The sequence below is a fragment of the Gammaproteobacteria bacterium genome (assembly GCA_041395725.1).
Classification (GTDB): Bacteria; Pseudomonadota; Gammaproteobacteria; order Pseudomonadales; family Pseudohongiellaceae; genus NORP240.
In genome coordinates this window covers 3,503,925-3,529,456 of the sequence record JAWKZW010000001.1, presented here as the reverse complement: position 1 = coordinate 3,529,456, position 25,532 = coordinate 3,503,925, and the positions used below count along the sequence as shown (strand labels likewise).

Sequence of the window (25,532 nt, the reverse complement as noted above, 5' to 3'; positions counted from 1 at the left end):
AAACACCCACCCAGCTAGTTTCTCAGTCGTGCTTCGAATTTATCTTCTAGAGCCTTGATACAACAAGCAATTATCTCGTTGACCTCTTCGTCGTTAAGAGTGCGCGAAGGATGCTGCCACGTCAAGCCCAAAGCCAGACTTTTTTGCCCGATTTCGACTGCATCCCCTTGATAAACATCGAATAATCTTAGGTCTGTGAGGAAATCACCGGCATTTTCACGTACTGAGGCGAGAATATCTGCGGCAGAAGTCTCATTATTGACCAAAATTGCCAGATCTCGGCTCACTTCCGGGTACCTGGAGAGTGGTGAAGCGGCCGGAATAAGCCTGCGGACCAGCTCCTTGAGCTCCAACTCAAACAGGAAAACGTTACTATTCAGCCCCATTTCCCGCTTTATTGCTGGATGAATGGCACCGACATGACCAATTAACCCGCCATTGTGCCGCAGCTCCGCGCATTGCCCACTGTGCATGGCCGGGTGCTTCCCGGGCACAAAACTGAACTCCTGCTCTGATCGAGTCAGCGACAACAAAGTTTCTACATCGCCCTTGATGTCATACAGATCAACCAGGTCAGGGTTATTACTCCAGTTGTTTGGCATTCTCCTGCCACTGATAAGTCCCGCAATCCGCTCAGGCTGGCTGAATTCGTCACCCTTAGCCTCGAACGCCTGGCCGGTTTCAAACAATCGCAGGCGCTCCTGCTGCCGGTTCTCGTTGTATTTCAGGGTGGTTATCAGACCCGGTAGCAGGCTCGGTCGCATCACCGACATCTCGGCAGAAATTGGGTTCTGCAACGGAACCCGGTTGCAATTTTCACCGCCCAGCAGCTCAGCAATCCTGGGATCGATAAAACTGTAAGTAACGATTTCCTGGTAACCGAGACTGACCAGGTGCTGCTTTATCCGGCTCAATGGTAAAAGCCCTTCCCGGCGGCCAGTCAGACTCTGCCGTCCCAGACCTCTGCCGGGAGGTATATTGTTGTAGCCGTAAACCCGGGCCAGTTCCTCGATCAGATCAGCCTCAATCTCGATATCAAACCGGTAGGACGGCACGTCAAGCGTAAGAACCTGATCCGACTCTGCCCTGATCCCCAGGCCGAGACGGGTAAGAATGGACTGGATTCGCGCTTCGCTGATCTCTATACCCAGAAAGCGTGGCACGGCATCGTATTCAAGCTTGACCTGGCGTGGCTCCGGCAGGTTACCCAGGGTCTCGGTTACCGGCCCTGCCTCACCGCCGACAATTTCCAGCAACAGTTGGGTTGCCCTTTCGGTAGCCCGCTGTTGCAGTTCATAATCCACACCCCGTTCGTAGCGATGGGAGGCATCCGTATGCAACCCATAGGAACGGGCTCTCCCTGCAACAGCCAGAGGTGAGAAAAAAGCGCACTCGAGAAAAACATCCCGGGTCTGCTCACTGACTGCCGAACTCAGCCCCCCCATAATACCAGCCATGGCGACCGCGCCTGCCTGATCGGCGATGACCAGTGTATCCGGCTTCAGCGTGACCTCTTTACCATCGAGCAAAGTAATTTTTTCGCCCTCGGCCGCCAGCCTGACATCGATGCCACCTTGCAGCTTGCTCAGGTCGAATGCGTGCATGGGCTGGCCCAGTTCAAGCAGCACATAATTAGTTACATCGACCACTGGATCAATGCTGCGCAACCCACTGCGCCGCAATCTTTCCTGCAACCACAGCGGTGAAGTCGCACTGGGATTGATACCCCGAATTACCCGACCAAGATAACGCGGACAGGCATCCACGGCGGTAATCGAGACCGGGAAGGAATCCTGATGGGAGGCTGAAACCGGGTTGAACTCGGGCACGCAAACTTCCGCCTCGTTCAGCACACCGATCTCTCGCGCCAGTCCAGCAATGCTCAGGCAATCCCCTCGATTAGGGGTCAGGTCCAACTCAATACTATTGTCGTCGAGCCGCAGATATTCGCGAAAGTCCGTTCCAACCGGCGCATCGGCCGGCAATTCCAGCAGCCCGTCTGACGACTCTGCCAGCCCAAGCTCTTCAGCCGAACACAACATCCCATTTGAGTCCACGCCACGCAATTTTGCCCGCTTGATCACGAAGGGCTTGTCAGATTCCTGCGCTATTATGCGCGCATCCAGCCGGGCAAAGGGTGCTTTCATGCCCTCCCGTACGTTAGGCGCGCCACAAACCACCTGCGACTCGCCTGCGCCGTCTCTGACCCGACAAATTCTGAGTTTGTCCGCATCGGGATGCTGTTCGACAGACAGCACCTCACCGACCACAATTCCGCTGAACTGATTGGCCACGGGATTTATACGATCCACTTCCAGCCCGGCCATGGTCAACTGCTCGACCAGTTCGTCGGTATCGACCGGCGGATTGACCCACTCACGCACCCATTGTTCGCTGAATATCATTGCCAGCTACCCTATCTGAACTGCTTCAGAAAACGCAGGTCGTTTTCGAAAAATGTGCGCAGGTCACCCACACCGTAGCGTAGCATGGCCAGGCGTTCGACCCCCATACCGAAAGCGAATCCGTTGTATTTCTCTGTGTCTATGCCCGACATTTCCAATACTTTGGGGTGCACCATCCCACAGCCCATCACTTCCAGCCAGCCGGTGTGACTGCAGATTCTACAGCCCTGCTGCCCGCAGCTCACACAACCCATGTCGACCTCCGCAGAGGGCTCCGTGAATGGGAAGTAGGAGGGGCGAAAGCGCACGTCCATATCGGCTTCGAAAAAGGCCCGAAGAAACTCCACTACCGTACCCTTCAGGTCAGTAAAACTGACTTTCTCGTCAATCAGCAAACCTTCCACCTGGTGAAACATGGGCGTATGAGTCAAATCCGAATCACAGCGGTATACCCTGCCTGGACAGATCATGCGGAATGGCGGCTTGCCACTCTCCATGACGTGCACCTGAACTGGCGATGTGTGCGTTCGCAAAACCGTGCCAGGTCTAATATAAAAGGTATCGTGCATGGCACGCGCCGGGTGGTGACTGGGGATATTCAGTGCCTCGAAATTGTGGTAATCATCCTCAATCTCGGGCCCCTCGGCGACATCGTAGCCCGCCGACTCAAAGATGGCGGTGATTCGATCGATAGTCATGGTGACGGGGTGCAGGCCGCCCTGAGACTGTCTGCGCCCGGGTAGTGTAACATCAACTTTTTCGCCAGCCAGCTGCGCCTCTAACAGCGAGGAAGCAAGCTCCTGCTTGCGTGCCTCGATGGTATCCTGGACTTCTCGCTTGGCCCTGTTGATGCTCTCCCCGGCGGCAGGCCGCTCTTCAGCAGGCAATTGGCCGAGGGTCTTGAGTAATGCTGTCAGACTGCCCTTTTTCCCCAGGTATTGCACACGCAAAGCCTCCAGTGTCTTTTCGTCACCGGAGGCTTTGATTGCCTGAAGGGCTTCCGTCAGGAGTGAGCTGGTATCAGCCATACAAATGACCTGCTTATCAGGCAGATCAGGCGGTAAGACTGGCCCTGGCCTGATCCACTACCGCAGCGAATGCTGCCTTGTCATGTACCGCCAGATCAGCCAGTACCCGTCGGTCTATATCGATGTTGGCTTTCTTCAGACCAGCAATCAGCTGGCTGTAGGAAATGCCGTTCTCACGGGCCTGGGCATTGATCCGGGTGATCCAGAGCGCGCGAAAAACCCGCTTCTTAGCCCGGCGATCCCGATAGGCATACTGGCCAGCCTTGGTGACCGCCTGATTCGCGACGCGAAAAATGCGGCTACGGGCTCCGTAATAACCCTTGGCCTGCTTTAATACTTTTTTATGACGGCGATTGGCGACAACGCCTCGCTTTACTCGAGCCATGATTTAATCCTCTTAAGAAATTGTTGATTAGGCGTCACGCAGCATGCGCTTTACAGCCGGGACGTCAGACGGATGAACCGCTGAAGTACCGCGCAGCTGGCGCTTTCGCTTGGTGGTCATCTTAGTGAGGATGTGACTCTTGTAGGCGCTTTTACGCTTGTAGCCCGAGCCGGTCTTTTTAAACCGTTTCGACGCGCCACTGTGAGTTTTCAACTTACTCATTTTCAATACTCCGCATTTGTGAAGCCGGCCCTGTGCACGGATCACTTTTGATTGACATAAACAGGCTGTCAGCGGGACAAAGCCGCTTAATGACTAGATTCCGGTGAGGGATTAGCTAGCTGATCAGCCCTTCTTTTTAACCGGCGTCAGTACCATGACTATCTGCCGGCCTTCCATCTTGGGCTCCTGCTCCACAGTGCCGTACTCGGCCAGATCCTCTTTGATCCGGTCGACCAGCTCCTGGCCAAGATGTTGATGGGCCATTTCCCGACCGCGGAATCGAAGTGATACCTTGGCCTTGTCCCCATCTTCAAGGAAACGTATCAGGTTGCGTAGTTTTACCTGATAATCCCCTTCTTCCGTCCCTGGGCGAAACTTGATTTCCTTTACATGAATTCTGCGCTGCTTCTTTTTGTTCGCTGCTTTCTGCTTCTTGATGTCAAACAGGTACTTCCCGTAATCCATTATCTTGCAGACTGGCGGTTCAGCCTCTGGCGAGATTAACACCAGATCCAGTTTTGCCTCAGTCGAAGCTTCTCTTGCTTCCTCAATGGAAACAATACCTAATTGCTCGCCGTCAGCCGCGATCAGACGAACCTGATCGGCCTCAATGTGTTCATTGATAACGGGCTTTTTGGAACTACCTCTCATAACCGGCGCGAGCGCTCATTCTCCTCTTCTAGTTAAAAATAGCCTCGATACTGACCCCATTTCTGGTTGTCATCTCGAGCTGAACTGTCAGCTTTCTGTTTTCGTTTCATTCCGCCCGTATCGGGCGACATCGGCTTCCAGCTGTTCACTGAATGCCTCAAGGCTCATTACGCCAAGGTCTTCGCCCGATCTGGTTCGAATCGCCAGTGTTCTGGCTTCAACCTCTTTATCGCCAATAACAACCAGGTAGGGAATCTTCTGTAACGTGTGCTCGCGGATTTTAAAGCCGATCTTTTCATTTCTCAAGTCCGAAATGACTCTAAACCCTTTATTTTTCAAGGATTCTTTGACTTCCTCGCAATAAGCGGCCTGCCTGTCGGTAATATTCATGACCACCACCTGCTCCGGTGCCAGCCAGGTAGGCATGGCGCCGGCATAATGTTCGATCAACACGCCGATAAATCGTTCAAAAGAACCAAGGATCGCACGGTGCAGCATCACCGGCACCTGTCGGCTGCCGTCTTCTGCCACGAACTGAGCGCCGAGACGCTCCGGCAGGAAGAAATCCACCTGTATGGTGCCACATTGCTGAACACGTCCCATGCAGTCTTTCAGGGAATACTCGATCTTAGGACCGTAAAAAGCACCCTCTCCCGGCGTAAGCTCCCAGGGCAGGCCAGTTTTGTTCAGCGCCTGCTTCAGGGACTCTTCCGCCCGGTCCCACAATTCATCAGATCCGACTCGCTTTTCCGGTCGCGTGGAAAGACGCAGAATCACGTCGTCGAAGCCGAAATCCCTGTACACCTCGAATAGCAGACCCATGAAATCAGACACTTCCTGCTGGATCTGCCCTTCCGTACAGAAAATATGCCCGTCGTCCTGCACGAAGCTGCGCACCCGCATCAGCCCATGCATGCTGCCAGATGGCTCATAGCGGTGGCAGGAACCGAACTCCGCCAGCCTGAGAGGCAGATCCCGGTAGCTCTTGAGGCCCTGGTTAAACACTTGAATGTGACAGGGGCAGTTCATGGGCTTGATTGCATACATCCGGCTGTCAGATTCTACCGTGAACATCTCCTCGGCAAACTTTGAGGCATGGCCGGATTTTTCCCACAGGCTGAAATCCACCAGCTGCGGGGTTCTGATTTCCTGGTAATTGTTGGCATCCTGAACCTGCTTCATGTAGTTCTGGATAACCTGGTAAACGGTCCAGCCGCGGGGATGCCAGAACGCCATGCCTGGCGCCTCTTCCTGGAAGTGAAACAGCCCTAGCTGTTTACCGAGCTTTCGGTGATCCCGTTTTTCGGCCTCTTCGAGGCGCTGCAGATAGAGCTCCAGATCCTTCTTGGAACCCCACGCGGTGCCATAAATGCGCTGCAACATCTCGTTGCCGGAATCGCCGCGCCAGTAGGCGCCTGCCACCGAAGTCAGCTTGAAGGCCTTGAACTTACCGGTGCTGGGCACATGAGGCCCGCGACAAAGATCCAGAAACTCCCCCTGCCTATAAAAGGACAGCTTTTCGTCACCAGGGATCGATTCGATGATTTCTACCTTGTAGTCCTCACCCATCTTCCTGAACATCCCGACCGCCTCGTCACGGCTCATTTCCGACCGGTCTACCTGCAGATCTTCCCTGACGATTTCCTGCATGGTTTTTTCGATTGCCGCCAGGTCTTCCGGTGTAAAGGGGCGCTCATAGGCAAAATCATAGAAAAACCCGTCTTCAATGACAGGCCCGATGGTTACCTGAGCTTCAGGAAAAAGCCGCTGCACCGCCTGGGCCATTAAATGGGCACAGGAATGTCGCAGCACCTCCAGGCCGTCGTCATCACGCTCGGTGATGATCGCCACCTCGGCGTCGTCTGTCACCAGGTGCGAAGTATCGACAAGTGTTCCATCCACCCGTCCGGCCAGCGCCGCCCGCGCCAGGCCCGCGCCGATTGATTCGGCGATCTGAGCAACGGTTACCGCTTCGTTGAATTCACGTCGGCTACCGTCTGGTAATGTAATCTGTGGCATGTTTTGAATCTTGCAGTGTTTATTGTCTGGCTGAATGCCTGCCGGCTTAATTCGAGGACCCTAAACAAAGACAGACCCGTGCGGGTCTGCCCTGATTATACTGAGAGTCCACGCCGCGTTTGCCCTAAGGGGGCTGCCCGCCGGCTTCCGGTTGTTGGGCTCAGGCCTCTGAATTGGTAGGCACGACCAGATTCGAACTGGTGACCTCTACCATGTCAAGGTAGCGCTCTAACCAACTGAGCTACGCGCCTACATTTCTGTATCCAGAAGGACTGGCGATTATAGGGGATCGGACTGCCAGGTGTCGATGGGTTTATGCGTGTTTCTGACCCTGATTCAACTCCCCCGTAATAGAACTTCCTTGAGTTCGGCAATTTGATCCCGGGTAGCCGCCGCTTCCTCGAAGGCCAGGTTGCGTGCCTGTTCAAACATCTCAGCTTCGAGGCGGTTGATTTCCTTGCTGACCTCCGCCGGATCTCTGGTGTCGATAGCCTGATAACCACCGGACTTGTCCGCCGCCCGGCGCTGTTTTTTCTGACTCCGGCTACCAGGCGCCGCGTAGGCACCCTCCATCACATCCATGACCCGCTTTTCGACTCCGGCCGGGGTTATACCGTGCTCCTTGTTGTACGCCAGCTGTATGTTACGACGATTGGTGGACTCGTCGATGGCTCTGCGCATGGAGCCGGTAATCTTGTCGGCGTAGAGAATGGCGCGGCCATGGATATTGCGTGCCGCCCGGCCGACTGTCTGGATCAGGGAGCCCTCTGAGCGCAGAAACCCTTCCTTATCGGCATCCAGAATGGCGACCAGGGACACCTCGGGAATGTCCAGGCCTTCGCGCAACAGGTTGATGCCAACCAGCACATCGAACTTCCCGAGCCGTAAGTCCCTGATGATCTCCGCCCGCTCCACGGTATCGATATCGGAATGCAGATAGCGGACCCGCACGTCGTGTTCGGCCAGGTAATCGGTCAGGTCTTCAGCCATGCGCTTGGTCAGCACGGTAACCAGTACCCGCTCCTGCTGCGCCACTACTTGCCGCACCTCGGACAACAGGTCGTCTACCTGGCTGGATGCCGGGCGCACCTCCAGCACCGGATCGACCAACCCGGTAGGCCGGACCACCTGGCGCACCCGCTGTCCTTCATGATCTTTTTCGTAGGAACCCGGTGTAGCGGAAACAAAAATGATCTGCGGCGTCAGCCCTTCCCACTCCTCGAAACGCAGGGGCCGATTGTCCAGCGCCGATGGGAGGCGGAACCCGTACTCCACCAGGGTCTCCTTGCGGGAACGGTCGCCTTTGTACATGGCACCCAGTTGCGGGATGGTAACGTGGGATTCGTCAGCCACTACCAGGGCATTGGGGGGCAGGTAGTCGTAGAGGGTCGGTGGCGGTTGTCCTGTGGCACGCCCTGACAGGTAGCGGGAATAATTTTCAATGCCGGTGCAATAACCCAGCTCCTGGATCATCTCCAGGTCAAAGCGGGTTCGCTGCGCCAGCCTTTGTGCTTCCACCAGTTTGTGGCTCGATTCCAGCTGTTGCAGGCGCTCGTTCAATTCCAGCTTGATATGGTCCAGCGCGTTGAGCAGGGTCTCCCGGGGCGTCACATAATGGGACTTGGGGAACACTGTCAGTCGCGGAACCCGGCGCACCACCTCCCCGGTCAGCGGGTCGAAATAGGACAGGTTTTCGATTTCATCGTCGAACAGCTCGATGCGGATGGCGTGGCGATCAGACTCCGCCGGGTAGATATCTATCACGTCGCCCCGCACCCGGAATGTCGCCCGGTGCAATTCCACATCGTTGCGGGTGTATTGCAGGTCCGTGAGCCGCTTCAGCAGATAGCGCTGATCCATCTTATCGCCACGATCGAGATGCACCACCATCTTGAGATAGGAAGTGGGGTCACCCAGGCCGTAAATGGACGACACGGTGGCAACTACGATGACATCCCGCCGCTCCAGCAGAGCCTTGGTGGCCGACAGACGCATCTGCTCAATGTGATCATTTATTGAGGCGTCTTTCTCAATAAAGAGATCCGATGAGGGCACATAGGCTTCGGGCTGGTAATAATCATAATAGGAGACAAAATATTCCACCGCATTGTCCGGAAAGAACTCGGTGAATTCCCCATACAGCTGCGCGGCCAGGGTCTTGTTGTGGGCCATGACCAGCGTCGGACGCTGGGTCCTCTCGATGACGTTGGCGATGGTATAAGTCTTGCCAGACCCGGTCACACCCAGCAGTGTCTGCGCGTGCAGGCCGGCCCCCAGCCCCTCAACCAGCTCATCAATGGCAGCTGGCTGGTCTCCGGCCGGCTGAAACTTGGCGTGTAACTTGAAAGGCGTGCTCATTGAGGCTCTTGCGGGTGCAGACTAGAGATCCATACAAAGCCGACTATGATAGCATGCAAGCAAGATGAAACGCGGTGCGGTGTTGACCCCACTGCGATTTCTAATTAGTATACGCGCGTTTTCGACGGTCCTGTCGAGACATTGCTGCCCAATAGCTCAATGGTAGAGTAGGTGACTGTTAATCACTTGGTTCCTGGTTCGAGTCCAGGTTGGGCAGCCAAATATAGCAATAAAACCAACCAGCTAGACAGATTTCCTGTAAGACACCCAACCTCAAATTGATTTAATCAGCAAGTAATCAGCAAGTCTGATTGATGCCGCCTTCCTTCTATTTGTTACCACTTCAAATCAAACCTAGTCCGCCGCCCTTCTGACTCCCGGTATTCTGGGAGTTTAGGATTGCCGAGCGCTCCTGAGGTAACGACTGTGAACCTATCTGATAAGTGGCTAGACCACTTAACAAAGCCGCTCAAGATTCAGCTGGGGGTTACAGCAGGCTGTATTATTCTGCTTGAGGGTGAAAACGTAGGATACATTCCAAGTAGCGGCATCGGCGATTTTATAATTCCCTTTCTGTGGATAGTGCTCGTATTCCTTGCGTTATGTCATTTACCAGTCTGGCAACAATGCTTATCGACGTCATCCGAAAATAGAATGAAATGCGGGCGAACAAGAAAGCAGTGCTCGACCGCATTGATTCATTATCACAGGAAGAGCTGTGGCATCTTGCGAATCGCTTGCGCGAAAATTGTTCTGCAAGCTCTGCCCGTGTCCTGTCGCCTTTAATCGCCGCCAGCACGACCTTGGCTGTGAATCCCGGCAAATGGTTTCGTCTTTTGCGCCTCATAATCTTCTCCTGTGGTGACTTAAATTACCGCAGGATTTACACTTACGCTACTGTCTCAAATCCGGGGCCCACTTCTATACAGCCCGGCGGCTTCGATATTACCGGTGGAGAATCAGTTGGTGCCGCCAACGAGCGATGTGCAACAAGTCACCTGACCCTTCATAGCCTCCGGTAGCGGCCTAAGTCATGTTCGTGCAGGGTGGGTGCAACTTTCCAGTTATAGAATCCGACAGCGGCCTTGCTTCCATAATCGAAACCGAGCAAGAATCGAAGCCACGCAAAGTTTACTTCTACACAACTTCAAGGTGAGGACTGCCGGGGGCCTTGTGCGGGCTGCAATCAGGGGCCAGCGCTGAGCGGCGAAAAAGACTGCCCAGCCACACCGCGTTCGGCCGCGCTCAGCAGGTGATCGAGAACCAGGGCGCCATCCGGATTGACCCACGGGTAAAGAAGTCCTCCTGACGCTGGACTACAAAGACAGTAACACCCGGTCGAAAAGGACTTCGACGTGCTGCGGCCGGATCGCCGCACCACTACCGGCGCGATCAACCGGAAACGACCCTGCTCTACCGGCTCGTCGAGCAGTATTACCCCGCCTTCCTCAACGCCTGACTCGATAATAAGTAGAAAGCTTTAGTGCTTTAGTGCCTGAGAGCCTGCCAGGGGTGAGGCAAGCGCATTTGAAAGCGTCAGCTTTCTGTTCGGCCGAACGACCACAAACCGTGAATGGGGGCTGGGCCCGGCGGCCGGGGGCGGTCGCTGCCTGAGTCTGTGAATCTCCGAATTTCTCCTTTGCCATGGGAACACGTTGCCCCGGATTCAATCCGGCATCGAATCACTGTTTGAAATTCGACACTCCCTTCATGCTGGCGGGTCGCCCCCTAACATTCGCTGGCTGGCGCTTTATGACGTCATTCGTCACTTTTTGCCGAAATCCGGCAAGTCATACTTGTATAAAGAAGATAAAAACCCTGAACAAGAATCTTTTTTCCTTTTATATCAAGCGCTTACATCCTCTCTTTAAACTGGCACGATAATTGACTGTCCCGGGGGAAAGCAAGAAGTAAAAAAGTATGACCGCGGCAAAACTTTGCCGCCGGATCAGCTTTCCTCACCACAAAGACCGTATTGGGATTGCAGCAACAGACATATGGACAGTTCAAATTTCACCAAACAGGCAGATGACTTGCCCCACGCCCCCCACAGTGGATTCCAGGCACTATGCTCTCTGGTCAAAAATTCACCTGTGGCAACCTTGTGTCTAACACTGGTTTTATTTTCGTCTGGCATATTTTCAGCTGGTGCTGCCCATGCAGCGAATCCTGAAAGTTCTATTTTTGAATCCGCCCTTCCGATGCTCGTGTCAGGTTCCTTCGATGAGGGAGAGACATACTTTAAAACCACTATTAAGATAACTAATAACACTAACAACCCTGTCACTTACAGTGTGGTCTTCTACACACCCGATGGCGCGATCTCTGAAATGCTATTGGAAGAAAATTCAAGCCAGGTATCCAACAATATATTTTCAAGCAGCCTGTTTCCCGAAGAAAGCGTAAACATGGTGCTGAAGTCCTCAGAACAGCCCGCCGAAATAACCTGGGGACTGGTCAGCGCGGATGGTCAGCTGCAAGTCCAGGCCATCATGGAATTGCTGGATTCCACGGGCAAGCCACTTTCTGCAGTTGGGCTTCCGTCCAGCCCACTCAATTTGGAACGCGTCGTATTTCCGCTCATTACAGATCCTTCAACCGGGCTGACAAGTAGTTTTAGCATCGTGAATACATCGGAGCTACCAGTTTCAATCACTGCAACCGCGATCGGATTTGGCGGTACCTTATCAACGATAACCGGTGAGATCGACGCATTCGGCCAATTAGCATTTTTGGCGCAGGACCTATTTGGTATGGAACTACTAAATGCACGCCAGGAAGGGGTTCCGCCCTATGTGGTATTTGAGTCTTCTGAGCCTACACTGGCGGTTACCGCGATCGTATCGGACGGAAACCAAATGATTAGCTTCCCTGGTGCCAACGCAATCAGAATTGACAATACAGACAACACCTGGACGGGTTCAGGACTTATGGGGTCAACAGCTCCGCAAGGCCCGGCGGGTCCAGCGGGGCCTCAAGGGCAAGTGGGACCGCAGGGCCCTGTCGGCCCTGCGGGTCCAGCAGGCGCCGATGGTGCGACCGGGCCACAGGGGCCAGCCGGCGCTGACGGACAAGTTGGTGCAACCGGACCAGTGGGCCCAGCGGGGCCTCAAGGGCCAGTGGGACCGCAAGGTCCTGTCGGCCCCGCAGGTCCAGCAGGCGCCGATGGTGCGACCGGGCCACAGGGGCCAGCCGGCGCTGACGGACAAGATGGTGCAACCGGACCAGTGGGCCCAGCGGGGCCTCAAGGGCAAGTGGGACCGCAGGGCCCTGTCGGCCCCGCGGGTCCAGCAGGCGCCGATGGTGCGACCGGGCCACAGGGGCCAGCCGGCGCTGACGGACAAGATGGTGCAACCGGACCAGCGGGGCCTCAAGGGCAAGTGGGACCGCAAGGTCCTGTCGGCCCCGCGGGTCCAGCAGGCACCGATGGTGCGACCGGGCCACAGGGGCCAGCCGGCGCTGACGGACAAGTTGGTGCAACCGGACCAGCGGGGCCTCAAGGGCAAGTGGGACCGCAGGGCCCTGTCGGCCCCGCGGGTCCAGCCGGCGCTGACGGACAAGATGGTGCAACCGGACCAGCGGGGCCTCAAGGGCAAGTGGGACCGCAGGGCCCTGTCGGCCCCGCGGGTCCAGCAGGCGCCGATGGTGCGACCGGGCCAATGGGCCCTGCGGGCGGACTAAAGGATGTTTACAGCGTTAGTGTGGCGACTTCGGTAACTGAAGCCAAGCCGGGCGACTCCAGAACCGCGATAGCTTCTTGCAAAGAAAAAACCTATTTGGTTGGTGGTGGCTACGAATTGATACAAGGCACAATACCAGCATCGGAATTGAACCTACTGGTAGTGCGACTTAGCAAACCGGCTAGCACCACAAGTTGGGAAGTGGAAGTTGTTAATGCAGGTACTGAAAAGTCCTGGGGAATAGTAGCCTGGGCGCATTGCGCGCAGGCAAACTGAGCACTGGCAACCTGACTGAGCCAATTGAGTCTATCAAACACCGGGATATCAAATAATTTCACGCCGATAGTACGGCAGAGTTTGGCGCATAGGCAGTTGCGAAATTTCGGAAGGCTCCTCATTTCCCACAGCTGCTGCTTCGAAAACCCGGTGTAGGATTCGACGTTAGCATATTTCTCTGCGCCTGCTGAATTCTAGGGAACCTCTGAAAAATTCGTATTTTTTGGCATAATACAGCTTCCAACCAGAAGCAACCATTTATTACGAGCCAGTTGACCTTCGCCGAAGCTGAGGTTGCCATCAAGAAAAAGAAAACGCGTCGAGAGCTCGTTCTGGAAAAATGGACATGCTTATCCCCTGGCAGTAGCTTGAGCAGCAACTGATCAAGGAGTATCACAAGGGGATTCCGGGCCGCCCACCGTATCCGCTGCCTGTTATGCTGCGCGTTCATGCAATGCAACTTTTCTATAACCTGAGCGACCCGGCAATAGAGGATGCCTTGTATGAGATTGAGTCTATGCGTCAGTTCGCGGGTCTTCGGCTCACGGTAACTTGCCGGACGAGACAACCATTTTGAACTTCAGGCATTTTCTGGAAAAACACAAATTCGGCAAAGTGATCTTTGAAACCATCAATGGTCATTTGGCTGGGCAAGGGCTGATTCTGCGTGAAGGCAGTATCGTTGATGCCACGATTCTGAGAGCGCCGTCCTCTACTAAGAACAGCAGCGGTGAGCGTGACCCAGAAATGCATCAAACCAAATAAGATAATCAGTGGCATTTTGGAATGAAGATGCACATTGGCACGGACGACGCTTTCGGCCTGATTCACAGCATCGCCACCACGTCCGCGAATGTTCATGATATTGCGGTAGATGATCAGCTTTTGCATGGCAAGGAACAATGAGTCTGGGGCGATGCGGGGTACCTTGGGATTGCGCAACGACCCGAACATCAAGGGCGCGAGATTAACTGGCAAATCGCCATGCGTCCAGGCAAGCGAGCGAAGCTTCCTGAAGGCGATCCGGCTGCAAAACTGGAACGACTGAAAGCAGGTGTGCGAGCCAAAGTTGAACATAGCATCTTCTACTTCAAGCGAATCTTTGGGTACAACAAAGTGCGCTACCGAGAACTTGCCAAGAACACCGAGCGGCTTTATATACTCGCCAGGTTCAGTAACAGATGATGGCGAGAAAACATCTGGTGGCATAGAAACAGGTGCGCCTGTCTGGCGCCCATTGGCCGCCGGAGGGCGAAAAACAAGAGAATAAATGGTGCCTGTTATACCTGTTTTTCGTCAATTTTTTCAAATTTTTTGTCCGCGTATTCTATAAATGTCAGTTATTCAGAGGTTCTTAAGATGTCAGCTTTACCAAGGGATTTGCCTTCTAGCCGGATCTTGCCGCTACCGCTGTCGCGACAATGATATTGGCATCTTTGCTTGCCACGGGGCGATTGGCGCTGGTATTCCGTGGATAGTTGTTGTCAGCGAACAGCGGCGCCACCAGGCAATTTCACGTCGGTAAATTGCGAAAGAGCCACCGCATTCTGGTGGATGATTTTAAGATCCACTCGCCAGGAGTGAGGTTGTTTCCAAAGCTTTATCCGAAAAAACCACCTGGATCACACTCGAATTCGTAGAAAGGGCGTATAGTGCCAAAAATGCCATCGTGCGCATTTTCCGACAGGATAATACCACCCCGCAGGTTGGACCATTTTAATGACCGCTGTTTGAGCAGAACCGGGTAGTATGCAAACCAGCCAACCAGAACAATCAAACGACCTTGCGCCGGCAAACGAGGGACCGAGGATGTCTAGCATCATTGGTATTCTCAGCAACCCTGAATTGCTCCGACTGGGCGTCGCCAAGCGTCGCGACTACGCTTGCGGTGAAACAATTCTCGAGGAGGGGAGTATCGGTCGAAGCCTGTTCCTGATCGAGCAAGGTCTTTTGCGCATACTTCCACGGGTCGAACTCGACAACCGAAGATCCATTCAACCCGGACTGTGTGACCTGGGATCGGGAGAAGTGTTCGGCGAATTCAGCCTGTTCGAGCCAGCACCGCGCAGCGCCACAGTCATGGCGGTCGAACCCAGCAGCCTCCTCGAGATTGATACTGAGGCGCTCACCAAACTCTTCGATAGCGATCCCGGAATGGGATACCTGGTACTGAAGGACCTGTTCGGTATCCTCACCAATCGACTGCGCCAGGCCGACCGGCGATTCGGCCAACTGTTTGCCTGGGGCCTCAAAGCCCACCGAATAGACCGGCATCTGTAAAAATCCGGGCATCAGAGCAGGCGTTACCTGACACGTATCTTCTTCACAACTTTTGACCCAGAGAATCGAAGCGAAAGTTAGCGGCTGCACGGCTGGCGAAGAAGTGGCTGCTTCACTACCGGGTGGACATAGACGAAAAGACCGGTGGCAATCCATGACTGGGCAACGGGGACGGAATCCCGGTCGGATAGAGCCCACAAAGTCAGGGCTTTGCAGCTTTCGCCGTATTGCGCCCAACCTGAAGTATTGTCAAGGCCGGCAAAGCGGTCCATGCCAAAACAGGCTTAAATTCTAATCGTTTTCGATTTGGGCCGTGGGACTCTCCCGAGTCCGGCCAATACCCTGTCTCAGCCCCCAGAGTTCTGAGACTTGTGCAGGTGGGGCACCCTCAACTATCTCGAGAGCAAGGCTGTCAAAAAACCTTACAATTTCACACAGAGAATTCTTGGGCCAACTGTAAAAAGAACCATAAAATCAGAGATATAAGAATTCTGGTATTTTTTTTGCATCGTATTCCGACAGATAGGACCAAGTCCTACATAATTTCCTCTCCCATTTTACACAGGACGGTAGACGGTCAACTATGAAAAACTTCAAGAAAGCTATCGCTTTAATGGCGTCCGGTGTGGCGCTAACAGTGTTTTCAACAGCCAGTTTTGCGGGGCCCGTTGTCACGACATGGAGTTACTCCACCAATGCAAAATTTACCGGGGCTACCTTCTCAGGTACAACCGGCACACAGACTACTTCTGACTACGAATTATCGTGGGGACAGACCGGTGGTTCTTTTACCCAGAATCAGGTTGATATCACTGATGGTGAACGAAGCGCCTTGACCATCGGGAATGGATCTGTAAATCCTGTGACCTTCACCGGCGGCGGGCCAGCAACCGGATCGGTAGATACAGTGATTGGCGGAGGTGTCCCGAGTGGTAGTGAAATCGGGATAGGCGTCAATTTTTCCCATTGGAATAATCCAATTGACTCAGGCTTTGATACCTTAACAGGCGGGTCTATTCTTGATACTCTAACCTTAACTCCGGTTGCGCCCGCTGCCGGTCCTGCTATTTCCGCACCTTCTTTGAACTTTCAATTCAACTTTCTCGAGACTAGTAACAACGGACCGTGTGCCGGGGGTACAGCAACCCCGTGTGGAGACCTGTTCGGTATCTTGGCAATTCCAACCTTGAACCTCCCATTCAGTTACGATGGCAATGATTATCTGGCCAGCATTCTTGTTACTGATGAATTTGGCGGCGCTGCGCCAATTGGCACATTGCTTGATGGCGAATGTGCCGCAGTCAGCCTTGCAAACGGTTGTCAGGGTTTTAGGACCGCTGAAAATGCGAGAACAACGATACAGTTCGGCTTTGCGATCAGCACTGAACCCGTTTTCGACGTACCAGAACCATCCACGCTTCTGTTGATTGGACTCGGACTGGCCGGACTCGGGCGCAGGCGCCAGCGTAGTAAGACCGCCGGATAGTTGATTAGCAAGAAGCCCGCAGCCCCGCCACGGTTTGCCTTGGCGGGGCTTTTCCGTTCCACCAACGGATTGCCGCGAGCGGTACAGTCTTAGGCTGAAAGACTAAGGAGCCTCTGATTTAGGTACCACTTTGTAACTTTCAGGAATTTTTACACGATCACCAATTTTGTGATAAGCGAACTCTATTGCACAGGAACCAGTCGGCTAGAACGTAATTGGTCGACTGTTGGCCTGGGGGCGTTTGGGCTCAGATTTTCTTGATGATATTGAATAGCGTTGCGGATTCTCGGAGTGTATTTCAGAAACACATTAATTTTTCTGCTGCTTTTCAGAAAAGGCTGTTCCGGAAGAATTTGACCGCTCGGAGTCTGATTATGCAGCTCAATTTATTGTTCATCTCAGCAGGGATTATCTTTAGCATCTCAATTCGAGCACAATCTGACTCCAGAATATCTGAATAGTTTTGAGAGCGGATAGAAACCTTGGCTTTCGAAATTACAGTTCTCCAGACACTTCGCGGGAGTACCATTTCTAGAGGCTCCCTAGATCAGCTTCAATCGCCTGGCCGCCAATGCAGCTTCAGCGCGACTTGATATGTTGAGCTTTCGATAGATCTGTTTTAGGTGATCCTCCACAGTATATTTGCTGATATTCAACTCTGCTGCCACGACTGGACTGCTGGCACCGGATGCGACAAGGCAAAGCACCTGGCTTTCTCTTTGCGTGAGCGGAGATCCCTCGTCAGCACTTTGAGCATCGGAAAACTGCTTCAGAACCAGGGTGGTGGGTAGCGACGTGCTCGGCATAGTGTTTGTGTTATCCGATCCCGTCAATCTGATCTTTCAACTTGTTGATCTGTCTTTTATCGGTACTATTCCCTGAATTAAAGTCGTTGAGTGAAACTGCGCGCAGAGCCCTCTGCGCGCTTGATCACCGTGATTCGATCAATACCATCCAGTCTGTCGAAGTTGTTTTCCCAGCCTGCCCGGTGGTTCTGTTGCGTAGAGGCAAACGTGGTTTAGCTGTAAGAAACCGGTCTTTGCCCTTATTGCTCCCCGCCCTTCCCGCCCCATCCCTCCCCTCGCCTTTTCCGGATGACGTGAGCTGCGCTCGATGTTTGCGGTTAGGCGCGAACACACCCTTGGAGTTTTATGGAACGGGCGTTTATTGTCGCAGTCAAGGCGCCAGCTTACTGCTTTTTGCCGTGAATCGAGACTCAGCCATTTCATTCAGCATCGGCCTGTCAAGGCGAGGCAACGAAGGTAGTGCGCTCGCCTGAAAGCCCCTTCGGGCGGGGCCTGTCGGGCGCCCCTGCGGCGTTGTCACGTTTGGCAGGGGCTGGGCCACTTCCTGCGCAAGACGCCTTGTAGTGACGCCCGTCAGACTCCCGCAGAGCGTTTCTCAAATCAATCAGAGGTTCCCTGAATGAGTTGAACCAATCCACTCGCTTCGCAACGATGTTGCCGATACTATAAGTCAGACTGAAACCGAAAGATCTGCATTGCAAATTGACCATCTGACAGAATCTGAATTTCTGATTTCACCCTGAGACCAAAACATGAGCCTTCTTACAGAAATTACCGTACTGCTTCTTGCCGCAGCATTCGGCGCACTATTCGGAAAAATATCCCGCATTGGTGCCGTCCTTGCTTTTGTCGGCGCCGGAATCCTGATTGGTCCCTCGGTACTGGGCTTTATCAACAGTACAGAAGATATTCTTCATTTTTCAGAAATAGGCGTGGTCTTTCTGTTGTTCATAATAGGCCTGGAACTGCAGCCACGTCGCCTGTGGGCCCTGCGCAAACTCATTTTTGGGGCTGGCAGCCTGCAGTTAGCCGTTACCGGCCTGGTGTTATTTCTGCTCCTGCAACTGACCTCTATGAGCTGGCAGACCGGCATCGTTGTCAGTTTTGGACTGGCATTGTCGAGTACGGCCTTTGCTCTCCGATTGCTGGCTGACAACAATGAACTGACCTCCAGCCAGGGAAAGCTGGCATTCGGCATTCTGCTGTTTCAGGATCTGGCCATCATCCCGTTTCTGACGATTATTCCGATGCTGGCCCTCGGCGAAGCTGCGCAGGACAGCGCCAGTCACGACTCTGTCGGGGGTTGGCTCGCTCTGTTAATTTTTTGTGGATTTATCTTAGCCGGCCATTACCTGCTCATCCCTTTTCTGCGCCTTGTTGCCTGGACGAGAGTTCAGGAGGCTTTTACGGCCACCGCCCTGCTGCTGGTAATCGGGTCTGCTCTGATCATGGAATCTATCGGTCTATCTATGGGCCTCGGGGCGTTTCTGGCAGGCGTCCTGGTCGCTGATTCAGAATACCGACACCAGCTGGAAGCGGACATCGCGCCATTCAAGGCGCTGTTATTGGGCTTATTTTTCATGGCAGTTGGTATGTCGACCAACATTCTTATCCTGGTTAACAGCTGGGCAGTTGTTATCGGGGGAGTAGTAGCACTGATCCTCCTGAAAATTGCCGTCCTCTATCCTATTGGCAGACTGCATGGCCTGGACAATCGTCGCAGCCTGCGATTGTCAGCCTACCTTTGCCAGGGTGGCGAGTTTGGTTTCGTGGCGTTCACCCTGGCCAGCCAGGTTCTGATCTTGGATTCCACTCTGAAAGATCAACTCGTCATGATAGTGACGGTATCAATGGCCATGACTCCTCTTATACTGAAGATTGTCACCCATGCCACCAGCACAGAACAGACCAGCGAAGAAGAGCTGGCTGCACTGGGCCTGCCTTCGGGCGACTCAGTTGATAAAGGCAACCCCGCTATTGTTATCGCCGGATTTGGACGTGTCGGCCAAATACTAGGACGAATATTAACCGCCCAGGGAATTCCCTTTACCGCGATAGACACTAACCCGGCGCAGGTCAAACTCGTGCGCCAGTTCGGCAATAAAGTCTACTACGGTGATCTGTTGCATCTCTCCCTGTTGGAGTCAGCACACGTGGAAGAGGCAAAAATCCTCGCGCTCTGCATTGATGACGTTGAAAAGAGTATTCAGATCACCCGCCAGCTGAAGCGGCGGTATCCGAATTTGCGCATCATGGCCAGAGCTCGAAATCGCCACCATGAGATTCGTTTACGAAACCTGGAAGTGGATTTTGTAATTCGGGACACACTGTTGTCCAGCCTGGAGATTTCCCGCAGTGTTCTGCTGGCCCTTGGCTGCGAACCGGAGGAAGCGAACTCCATGATTGCAACTTTCTCGCAACTTGATAACAAGTTGATCGAACAGCAGGCTGCACTGGTTGACGACCATGAATCCATGATTCAAACCGCACAGGATGCCGCAACAGAGTTTCGCCGCCTGCTACAAAGTGAGAGTGAGGCAGCCGGCGAGAGTCCTGGGTCTCACATAAACCAACCAGGCCACGAATAAAAAGCGGAATTCGGCCTTGACTTGCTGGTGGTGAGTGTTAGACAGGAAAGCTGGCGCAAGTGATTACTGCGGTGTCAGGTGCTTTTCCCCAAAGCACCTGACCTTGCGAGCCTGCTAGGCCGCACCGTGTTTTTCTGCGATGTACTTATCGATTCTCTGCTCCAGAATTGTAAGGGAACAATGCCCACAGCCAGCACCTGGTTATGGTATTCCCGCAGTGAAAACTGGTCACCGAGCCTGTCCCGCGCCCGCTCACGCAATTCTATGATTCTTAACTGGCCGATCATGTAGGAGCAGGCCTGAGCGGGCATCACGACATAGCGTTCAACCTCACTGGCCTCAATTCCAAAATCAATTGCTTGCTGACGCGTCCAGCCCATGGCATGAAGGCCGGTATCAACTACCAGTCTTCTGGCCCGGAACAGTTCGCTATTCAATTGTCCCAGCCTGCCAATCGCATCGTAATCATACCAACCGTCCTCTGTGGCAAAACGTTCGGCATAGAAGCCCCAGCCTTCGCTGCTTGCGGACAATCCCCAGCGCCCGTATCTGCCTGAAGGCGGGTAAGCTTGTGGTCTCCACTGTCAAAGCGATCTGAAAATGATGGCCGGGCACAGTTTCATGATAGACCAGTGAGCGAAGACCGAACTGCGTCAGCCGGCTTGGTCTCAGTGGCATTTGAAAAATACCGGGGCGACTGCCGTCTGCTGGCGGTCCATTTCCTCTTCAATTCTTGCTACTTCCTGTAACCCGATAGTGTGAATTTCCTCCGCAGTCAGATCGGTCACATCTAGCTGGTTGATCAGCCCGACATTTACCCCGTTCATCTGCTGCAGCGGAAAGTCATAATCGATAAATTGCTCGCTATCGATAAGGCTTTGTAACTGCCACTGCATGATTTCTGCGGAAAGCCGCTGATTGTCAGACATTGAGCCCCAATCAAAGCTGGCAAGTTGTTCAAGTCCACGTCGAGCGAGAAGTAGTCTCTGCTCGCGCCACTCTCTCGTCACAGGGGTTAATTCCCGACTCAGCCCATCTTGTTCGTCCCCCTGGAAATATTGGCTTCGCACAGCCTGGTTGGGATCCTGCCTGAACCATTCATCCGTAAAATCGCTGATAAACTGATCAACTCAGGAGACAGAAGAAGGTGCGTCTCCACAGGCGGTTAACAGCAAAGAAATCAATAGTAAGTCAACAGCTAAAATTGGTGAAATATACTTATTGTTCATTACGTTATCTTCTTTTCAGGTCTGATCGAAAAAGCGCTCCGCCCCGGTATTGCGATCCAGATCAAACAGCCTCGCTATCAAACAGCGCAGTATTGAGACAGACGCCAGCTAGACAGGTGGTGTAGGCAGAATCAAGTATTGTATAGTTACACTTAAATCAACAAGAAGCTGTGTCTGTTCGGTTTCACCCATTTCTTAAGGAGATTCAACGCGATGCGTGCATTATTATTGTCAATGGTTGTGGTTTTCAGTGTTACCGCATGGGCCCAGGAAAACCCGGTTGTAGTCATGGAAACCAACAAAGGCGCGATTACCATAGAACTGTTTGCTGACAAGGCACCAATCTCGGTGGAAAACTTTTTACGCTACACCGACAATGATTACTACGACGGGCTTATCTTCCACCGGGTCATTAATGGTTTCATGATTCAGGGTGGCGGTTTTGATGTTGACATGGTGCAGAAATCAACTTATGACGCGATCAAAAACGAGGCCCGGGCAGATGTGCAGAACCGTCGTGGCACTCTCGCCATGGCGCGCACCAGCGTTGTGGACAGCGCTACTTCACAGTTCTTTATCAACCTGGTGGATAATGCCTACCTTAACCACACGGATGAAACACCACGAGGCTTCGGTTATGCCGTGTTCGGACAGGTCATTGAGGGAATGGAGGTGGTTGATGAAATCGCCAAAGTGGAAACCGGGACAGTCCGGGGCTACGCCGACGTACCCACCGAGGCAGTGATTATTAACTCTGTCAGCCGCAAACAATAAACAGAATTTATCAGGTTTCTGCCGGCGGATCTTCTCACCGACACAGACCTGGATCCGGCCGGGGCACTGACAACACAGTTTTGTGCCTGTTTATTTTATCTAGTCCTTGAATAGATGTGTCACCTTGGCAGCTGGTACCCGGCTGCCGGTGTCGACCTGAGAGTCTTCCAGTGGTAACTGTGCCTGCCTGCGGTTGGACCACAAAGGGTCCATAATATCACCCTGCGGTTCGAATCCGTCCACTGCCTCAACCAACAGCTCGCGGGCACCCACCAGGTCAGTTTCTGCACACGCGCTTTTCAATTGGTGAATCAGCTCAGCCAGCTTGCTCCAGGGAAGAAACTCTTCCTCGGCACGCAGAATCTTAGGATGGTCGGTTCCGGTTACAGACTCACCGATCAGCAATTCTTCGTACAGTTTCTCGCCCGGCCTCAGGCCTGTGTATTCTATGGCAATGTCTCCGCGGTAAGACTTCTCATCCTTCACATCGTAGCCCATCAAGTGGATCATTTTTTTGGCCAGATCAATGATCTTGATAGGCTCATGCATGTCAAGGACAAAGACATCTCCGCCACCGGCCATGGAGCCTGCCTGAATCACCAGCTGCGCTGCTTCCTGCACGGTCATAAAGTAACGGGTCACCTCAGGATGGGTAACAGTTACCGGACCACCCTGGGAAATCTGTCTTCGGAATAAGGGCACAACTGAACCGGACGAACCAAGCACATTACCAAACCTGACCATGCTGAACTTGGTGGTCTTCTGATCACGGGACATGGCTTGCAGAATCTGCTCAGCAAACCTCTTGGTCGCACCCATTATATTGGTAGGACGGACAGCCTTGTCGGTGGAAATAAAGACAAAGTTTTTGACGCCGAATTTAGCAGCCGCCGTCGCCGCCACCAGGGTGCCGAAAATGTTGTTCTGAACGCCCTCGATGATATTCTTTTCCACCATGGGGACCTGTTTGTAAGCAGCAGCATGGTAAACGGTATCCAGCTGAAACTCGGCAATCGCATTCTCCATCTGCACCCGGTTACAGACCGAGCCAAGCAAAGAGACTATTTCCACCTGGCTGGACGCATCAAGACCCGCCAGGGTTTCCTGCAATTCCCCTTCGATTGTATAGAGACCGAACTCAAAATTATCCAACAGCACAAGTCTGGCAGGACGCAGCAGGATTATTTGCCGGCACAACTCCGCCCCGATAGAACCGGCCGCTCCGGTCACCATAACCGACTGCCCGGTGATACAGGCACCCAGCAAATCTGGATTGGGGGGAACCGTATCCCGTCCAAGCAGGTCCTCAATATCCACATCCCTGATCTCATCGACCCCCATTCTTCCAGTCACCATCTCGAAGAGGTCGGGCACGGTCTTTACGTGCACAGGAAGATGTTCCAATCGATTCAGAATTTCTTTACGTTCAGTATGGGTTGCCGACGGGATGGCCAGCAAAATCTGCCTGACGGAATAGGACCCGATAAGATCGTAGAGCGCATTGGGGTTGTACACACGGATGCCATGCACCATGCTGCCGACGAGTTGTTGACCATCGTCGACAAAGGCCACTGGCAGATACTGATTACCGCTTTGCAGAGCAGCAACCAGTTGCATGCCGGAGCTACCGGCGCCGTAAATGATTACCGGCTCCTTGGGGCGAAAATTCTGGATCAATGCCTGCAGAATCATCTTCGCCACGAAGCGGCTTCCACCGATCAGCAAAAGCGACATCATCCAGTAAATTCCCAGCAGCGGGTAGGAAGTGTCCAACTGATAACCACTGAGAACTATCGCCGCTGCAACCAGCGCCGTGGCCGCGGTGATCCCTTGCAGCAGAACCAGTACCGACTGAAAACCCATGTAAAGCACAATGGCACGATAGAGCCCCAGCTTGCCAAATAAAAGGATGCCGGCGAAATTGGCCGCCAGCAGGTAGAAATAGAATGACTGGTTATAAGCGAAAAAATCCTGACCCAGCAACGCCATCGAAAAAATAAGCGTAACAAACAGCAGCAGGTAGTCAGAAAGCATGAGCAGGATCTGCTTGACTGACCTGGAAAGTTTAATACTGTAAGGATTCATGACTTGTCTCCTACCCGTCGAAATCCACCCTTCAATCCGGCGGTAATTTTTTCAAGCATTATCTTCTTATCGGGATGTCGTGCCCACAACTTTCAGGCTTCTGACGTAATCAGCCGGCCTCTGCCAAATGGCGGCCAGCCGTTCCAGCGCCGAGCCATCTGGCCAGGCATACCACAGGAAGTAATCCTAACACAGTCAGGTAAACTCCCACTTCAGGACTGTGATTAGCCAGCCAGGCCAATGGCGCCAGCCAGGCCAGGTTGATCACCAGCACCACCAGCGTCACGCGCTGATGGCTGCTCAGCAATCGTGCCGCGATCTGGTACCCGTGACTGCTGTGAGCCTCGTACCAGCGTTGTCCGGAGCACAGGCGATACACCAGCGTGTAAGTGGCATCGACGACGAAAACACCCAGCAACAACAGCCAGGACCAGGGGTTCATGCTGCCATGGGAAAGACTGACTAAAGCCAGCGCCCCCAGTAGATAGCCCAGCAAGCTGCTACCCACATCACCCATGAAAATTTTCGCCGGCGCCCAGTTCCAAACCAGAAACCCCAGGGTGGCAGCGCAGGTAACAGACGCCATGATGCCAACAGCGGGGTCTGCTGCCTTTATAGCGAACAGGCATGACAACAGCGTTACAAAGCCGGCTTCACTGGCGGCAAGACCGTCGATACCGTCCATGAAATTGAACAGGTTGAGCAGCCATACAAAAGCCAGTGCGCCGAGGATATGAACCAAGGTGGGAAACTCAAGACTCCATACGCCCAATTGCACGGCTGGCAGAGAGCCTACCCAGTAAATAACCCAGGTCGCCGCCGCAAACTGGATTGGCAAGCGCCAGCGTATGCTTAATGTCAGTAAGTCGTCCAGCAGGCCGACCAGGGCCACGCACAGGCAGCCGGCAAAGACCAGCGCCTCCTGGGCAGTAAGCAGATCTGCCAACCAACAATACAGAAGAGCGCCCAGCAACGGGATCAGCATGGCGATTCCGCCGGCAGAGGGCATGGGGTGTTTGTGGGCGCTGCGGGAATTCGGATGATCCAGCCATCGGTGTCCCGTATTGAACCCAATCAAGACCCAGGCCAGGACTGCTGTGCCGGTCAGCACAGCAATCAGCATCCCCCAATTCAACATGAACCGTAACCTGACAAGCCAAACCACCAAGAACCATCTGAACAATACTGCTACAACGTTCAGACCACCATTCAGACTACTTCATTCTAAGTCGGGCAGGCAGATATTTACAGCAGGAAAAT

17 protein-coding genes, 2 tRNA genes and 1 pseudogene are annotated in these 25,532 nt (G+C 53.5%); 7 read left to right on the top strand and 13 right to left on the bottom strand.

Going from position 1 to position 25,532, the window contains the following annotated elements; translation table 11 throughout:
* Positions 1-14: 14 nt before the first annotated feature.
* The 8 genes from pheT to uvrB form a co-directional block, all read right to left on the bottom strand.
* Positions 15-2,405 carry a phenylalanine--tRNA ligase subunit beta gene (pheT, locus tag R3F50_15520; protein ID MEZ5491709.1) on the bottom strand — a complete coding sequence of 797 codons (2,391 nt, stop codon included), beginning with the start codon at positions 2,403-2,405 and terminating at the stop codon, positions 15-17.
* Positions 2,406-2,416: 11 nt separating this feature from the next.
* On the bottom strand, positions 2,417-3,433 hold the full coding sequence (pheS, locus tag R3F50_15515) for a phenylalanine--tRNA ligase subunit alpha (GenBank protein MEZ5491708.1): 1,017 nt from the start codon (positions 3,431-3,433) through the stop codon (positions 2,417-2,419).
* Between the two features lie 25 nt (positions 3,434-3,458).
* Complete coding sequence (gene rplT, locus R3F50_15510) at positions 3,459-3,818, bottom strand: 50S ribosomal protein L20 (protein ID MEZ5491707.1); 360 nt, start codon at positions 3,816-3,818, stop codon at positions 3,459-3,461.
* Between the two features lie 27 nt (positions 3,819-3,845).
* Positions 3,846-4,040 (bottom strand): 50S ribosomal protein L35, encoded by a 195-nt coding sequence (rpmI, locus tag R3F50_15505; protein MEZ5491706.1) that lies wholly within the window; start codon positions 4,038-4,040, stop codon positions 3,846-3,848.
* 123 nt (positions 4,041-4,163) lie between these two features.
* A complete protein-coding gene (gene infC / locus R3F50_15500) occupies positions 4,164-4,691 on the bottom strand; it encodes a translation initiation factor IF-3 (GenBank protein ID MEZ5491705.1) in 528 nt (175 codons plus the stop codon).
* Positions 4,692-4,778: 87 nt separating this feature from the next.
* Complete coding sequence (thrS, locus tag R3F50_15495; protein ID MEZ5491704.1) at positions 4,779-6,710, bottom strand: threonine--tRNA ligase; 1,932 nt, start codon at positions 6,708-6,710, stop codon at positions 4,779-4,781.
* 174 nt (positions 6,711-6,884) lie between these two features.
* Positions 6,885-6,961: transfer RNA gene (locus tag R3F50_15490), tRNA-Val, on the bottom strand.
* 85 nt (positions 6,962-7,046) lie between these two features.
* On the bottom strand, positions 7,047-9,068 hold the full coding sequence (gene uvrB / locus R3F50_15485; protein ID MEZ5491703.1) for an excinuclease ABC subunit UvrB: 2,022 nt from the start codon (positions 9,066-9,068) through the stop codon (positions 7,047-7,049).
* A 145-nt stretch (positions 9,069-9,213) separates the two neighbouring features.
* On the opposite strand from uvrB, the gene R3F50_15480 reads away from it, so the two are divergent.
* From R3F50_15480 to R3F50_15460, 5 genes and pseudogenes are all read left to right on the top strand, one after another.
* A tRNA-Asn gene (locus tag R3F50_15480) sits at positions 9,214-9,288 on the top strand.
* 2,858 nt (positions 9,289-12,146) lie between these two features.
* Entirely contained in the window at positions 12,147-12,749 is a 603-nt protein-coding gene (locus R3F50_15475; protein ID MEZ5491702.1) for a hypothetical protein, read from the top strand.
* Positions 12,750-13,296: 547 nt separating this feature from the next.
* A pseudogene (locus R3F50_15470) lies at positions 13,297-14,235 on the top strand (IS5 family transposase).
* A 598-nt stretch (positions 14,236-14,833) separates the two neighbouring features.
* On the top strand, positions 14,834-15,304 hold the full coding sequence (locus tag R3F50_15465) for a cyclic nucleotide-binding domain-containing protein (protein ID MEZ5491701.1): 471 nt from the start codon (positions 14,834-14,836) through the stop codon (positions 15,302-15,304).
* Positions 15,305-15,887: 583 nt separating this feature from the next.
* Entirely contained in the window at positions 15,888-16,790 is a 903-nt protein-coding gene (locus tag R3F50_15460; GenBank protein MEZ5491700.1) for a THxN family PEP-CTERM protein, read from the top strand.
* Positions 16,791-17,332: 542 nt separating this feature from the next.
* On the opposite strand, the gene R3F50_15455 is transcribed toward R3F50_15460, so the two are convergent.
* Complete coding sequence (locus R3F50_15455) at positions 17,333-17,596, bottom strand: helix-turn-helix transcriptional regulator (protein MEZ5491699.1); 264 nt, start codon at positions 17,594-17,596, stop codon at positions 17,333-17,335.
* A gap of 752 nt (positions 17,597-18,348) precedes the next feature.
* On the opposite strand from R3F50_15455, the gene R3F50_15450 reads away from it, so the two are divergent.
* A complete protein-coding gene (locus tag R3F50_15450) occupies positions 18,349-20,184 on the top strand; it encodes a monovalent cation:proton antiporter-2 (CPA2) family protein (protein MEZ5491698.1) in 1,836 nt (611 codons plus the stop codon).
* 74 nt (positions 20,185-20,258) lie between these two features.
* Here the strand turns inward: R3F50_15450 and R3F50_15445 are convergent, their stop codons facing one another.
* Both R3F50_15445 and R3F50_15440 read right to left on the bottom strand, forming a co-directional pair.
* On the bottom strand, positions 20,259-20,717 hold the full coding sequence (locus R3F50_15445; GenBank protein ID MEZ5491697.1) for a DUF885 family protein: 459 nt from the start codon (positions 20,715-20,717) through the stop codon (positions 20,259-20,261).
* A gap of 135 nt (positions 20,718-20,852) precedes the next feature.
* Positions 20,853-21,113 carry a hypothetical protein gene (locus tag R3F50_15440; GenBank protein ID MEZ5491696.1) on the bottom strand — a complete coding sequence of 87 codons (261 nt, stop codon included), beginning with the start codon at positions 21,111-21,113 and terminating at the stop codon, positions 20,853-20,855.
* Between the two features lie 513 nt (positions 21,114-21,626).
* On the opposite strand from R3F50_15440, the gene R3F50_15435 reads away from it, so the two are divergent.
* On the top strand, positions 21,627-22,187 hold the full coding sequence (locus R3F50_15435) for a peptidylprolyl isomerase (GenBank protein MEZ5491695.1): 561 nt from the start codon (positions 21,627-21,629) through the stop codon (positions 22,185-22,187).
* Between the two features lie 99 nt (positions 22,188-22,286).
* Here R3F50_15435 and R3F50_15430 read toward each other — a convergent pair whose 3' ends face one another.
* Both R3F50_15430 and R3F50_15425 read right to left on the bottom strand, forming a co-directional pair.
* Entirely contained in the window at positions 22,287-24,272 is a 1,986-nt protein-coding gene (locus R3F50_15430) for a nucleoside-diphosphate sugar epimerase/dehydratase (GenBank protein ID MEZ5491694.1), read from the bottom strand.
* Positions 24,273-24,381: 109 nt separating this feature from the next.
* The gene (locus tag R3F50_15425; GenBank protein ID MEZ5491693.1) at positions 24,382-25,410 is read right to left on the bottom strand and encodes a glycosyltransferase family 4 protein; all 1,029 of its coding nucleotides are present in this window, start codon (positions 25,408-25,410) and stop codon (positions 24,382-24,384) included.
* Positions 25,411-25,532: the final 122 nt, after the last annotated feature.

What these genes read in the sequence shown, in the direction of transcription:
- pheT (MEZ5491709.1), bottom strand. Translation starts at nt 2,405, where the DNA reads ATGATATTCAGCGAACAATGGGTGCGTGAGTGGGTCAATCCGCCGGTC.
- pheS (MEZ5491708.1), bottom strand. Translation starts at nt 3,433, where the DNA reads ATGGCTGATACCAGCTCACTCCTGACGGAAGCCCTTCAGGCAATCAAA.
- rplT (MEZ5491707.1), bottom strand. Translation starts at nt 3,818, where the DNA reads ATGGCTCGAGTAAAGCGAGGCGTTGTCGCCAATCGCCGTCATAAAAAA.
- rpmI (MEZ5491706.1), bottom strand. Translation starts at nt 4,040, where the DNA reads ATGAGTAAGTTGAAAACTCACAGTGGCGCGTCGAAACGGTTTAAAAAG.
- infC (MEZ5491705.1), bottom strand. Translation starts at nt 4,691, where the DNA reads ATGAGAGGTAGTTCCAAAAAGCCCGTTATCAATGAACACATTGAGGCC.
- thrS (MEZ5491704.1), bottom strand. Translation starts at nt 6,710, where the DNA reads ATGCCACAGATTACATTACCAGACGGTAGCCGACGTGAATTCAACGAA.
- uvrB (MEZ5491703.1), bottom strand. Translation starts at nt 9,068, where the DNA reads ATGAGCACGCCTTTCAAGTTACACGCCAAGTTTCAGCCGGCCGGAGAC.
- R3F50_15465 (MEZ5491701.1), top strand. Translation starts at nt 14,834, where the DNA reads ATGTCTAGCATCATTGGTATTCTCAGCAACCCTGAATTGCTCCGACTG.
- R3F50_15460 (MEZ5491700.1), top strand. Translation starts at nt 15,888, where the DNA reads ATGAAAAACTTCAAGAAAGCTATCGCTTTAATGGCGTCCGGTGTGGCG.
- R3F50_15455 (MEZ5491699.1), bottom strand. Translation starts at nt 17,596, where the DNA reads ATGCCGAGCACGTCGCTACCCACCACCCTGGTTCTGAAGCAGTTTTCC.
- R3F50_15450 (MEZ5491698.1), top strand. Translation starts at nt 18,349, where the DNA reads ATGAGCCTTCTTACAGAAATTACCGTACTGCTTCTTGCCGCAGCATTC.
- R3F50_15440 (MEZ5491696.1), bottom strand. Translation starts at nt 21,113, where the DNA reads ATGTCTGACAATCAGCGGCTTTCCGCAGAAATCATGCAGTGGCAGTTA.
- R3F50_15435 (MEZ5491695.1), top strand. Translation starts at nt 21,627, where the DNA reads ATGCGTGCATTATTATTGTCAATGGTTGTGGTTTTCAGTGTTACCGCA.
- R3F50_15430 (MEZ5491694.1), bottom strand. Translation starts at nt 24,272, where the DNA reads ATGAATCCTTACAGTATTAAACTTTCCAGGTCAGTCAAGCAGATCCTG.
- R3F50_15425 (MEZ5491693.1), bottom strand. Translation starts at nt 25,410, where the DNA reads ATGTTGAATTGGGGGATGCTGATTGCTGTGCTGACCGGCACAGCAGTC.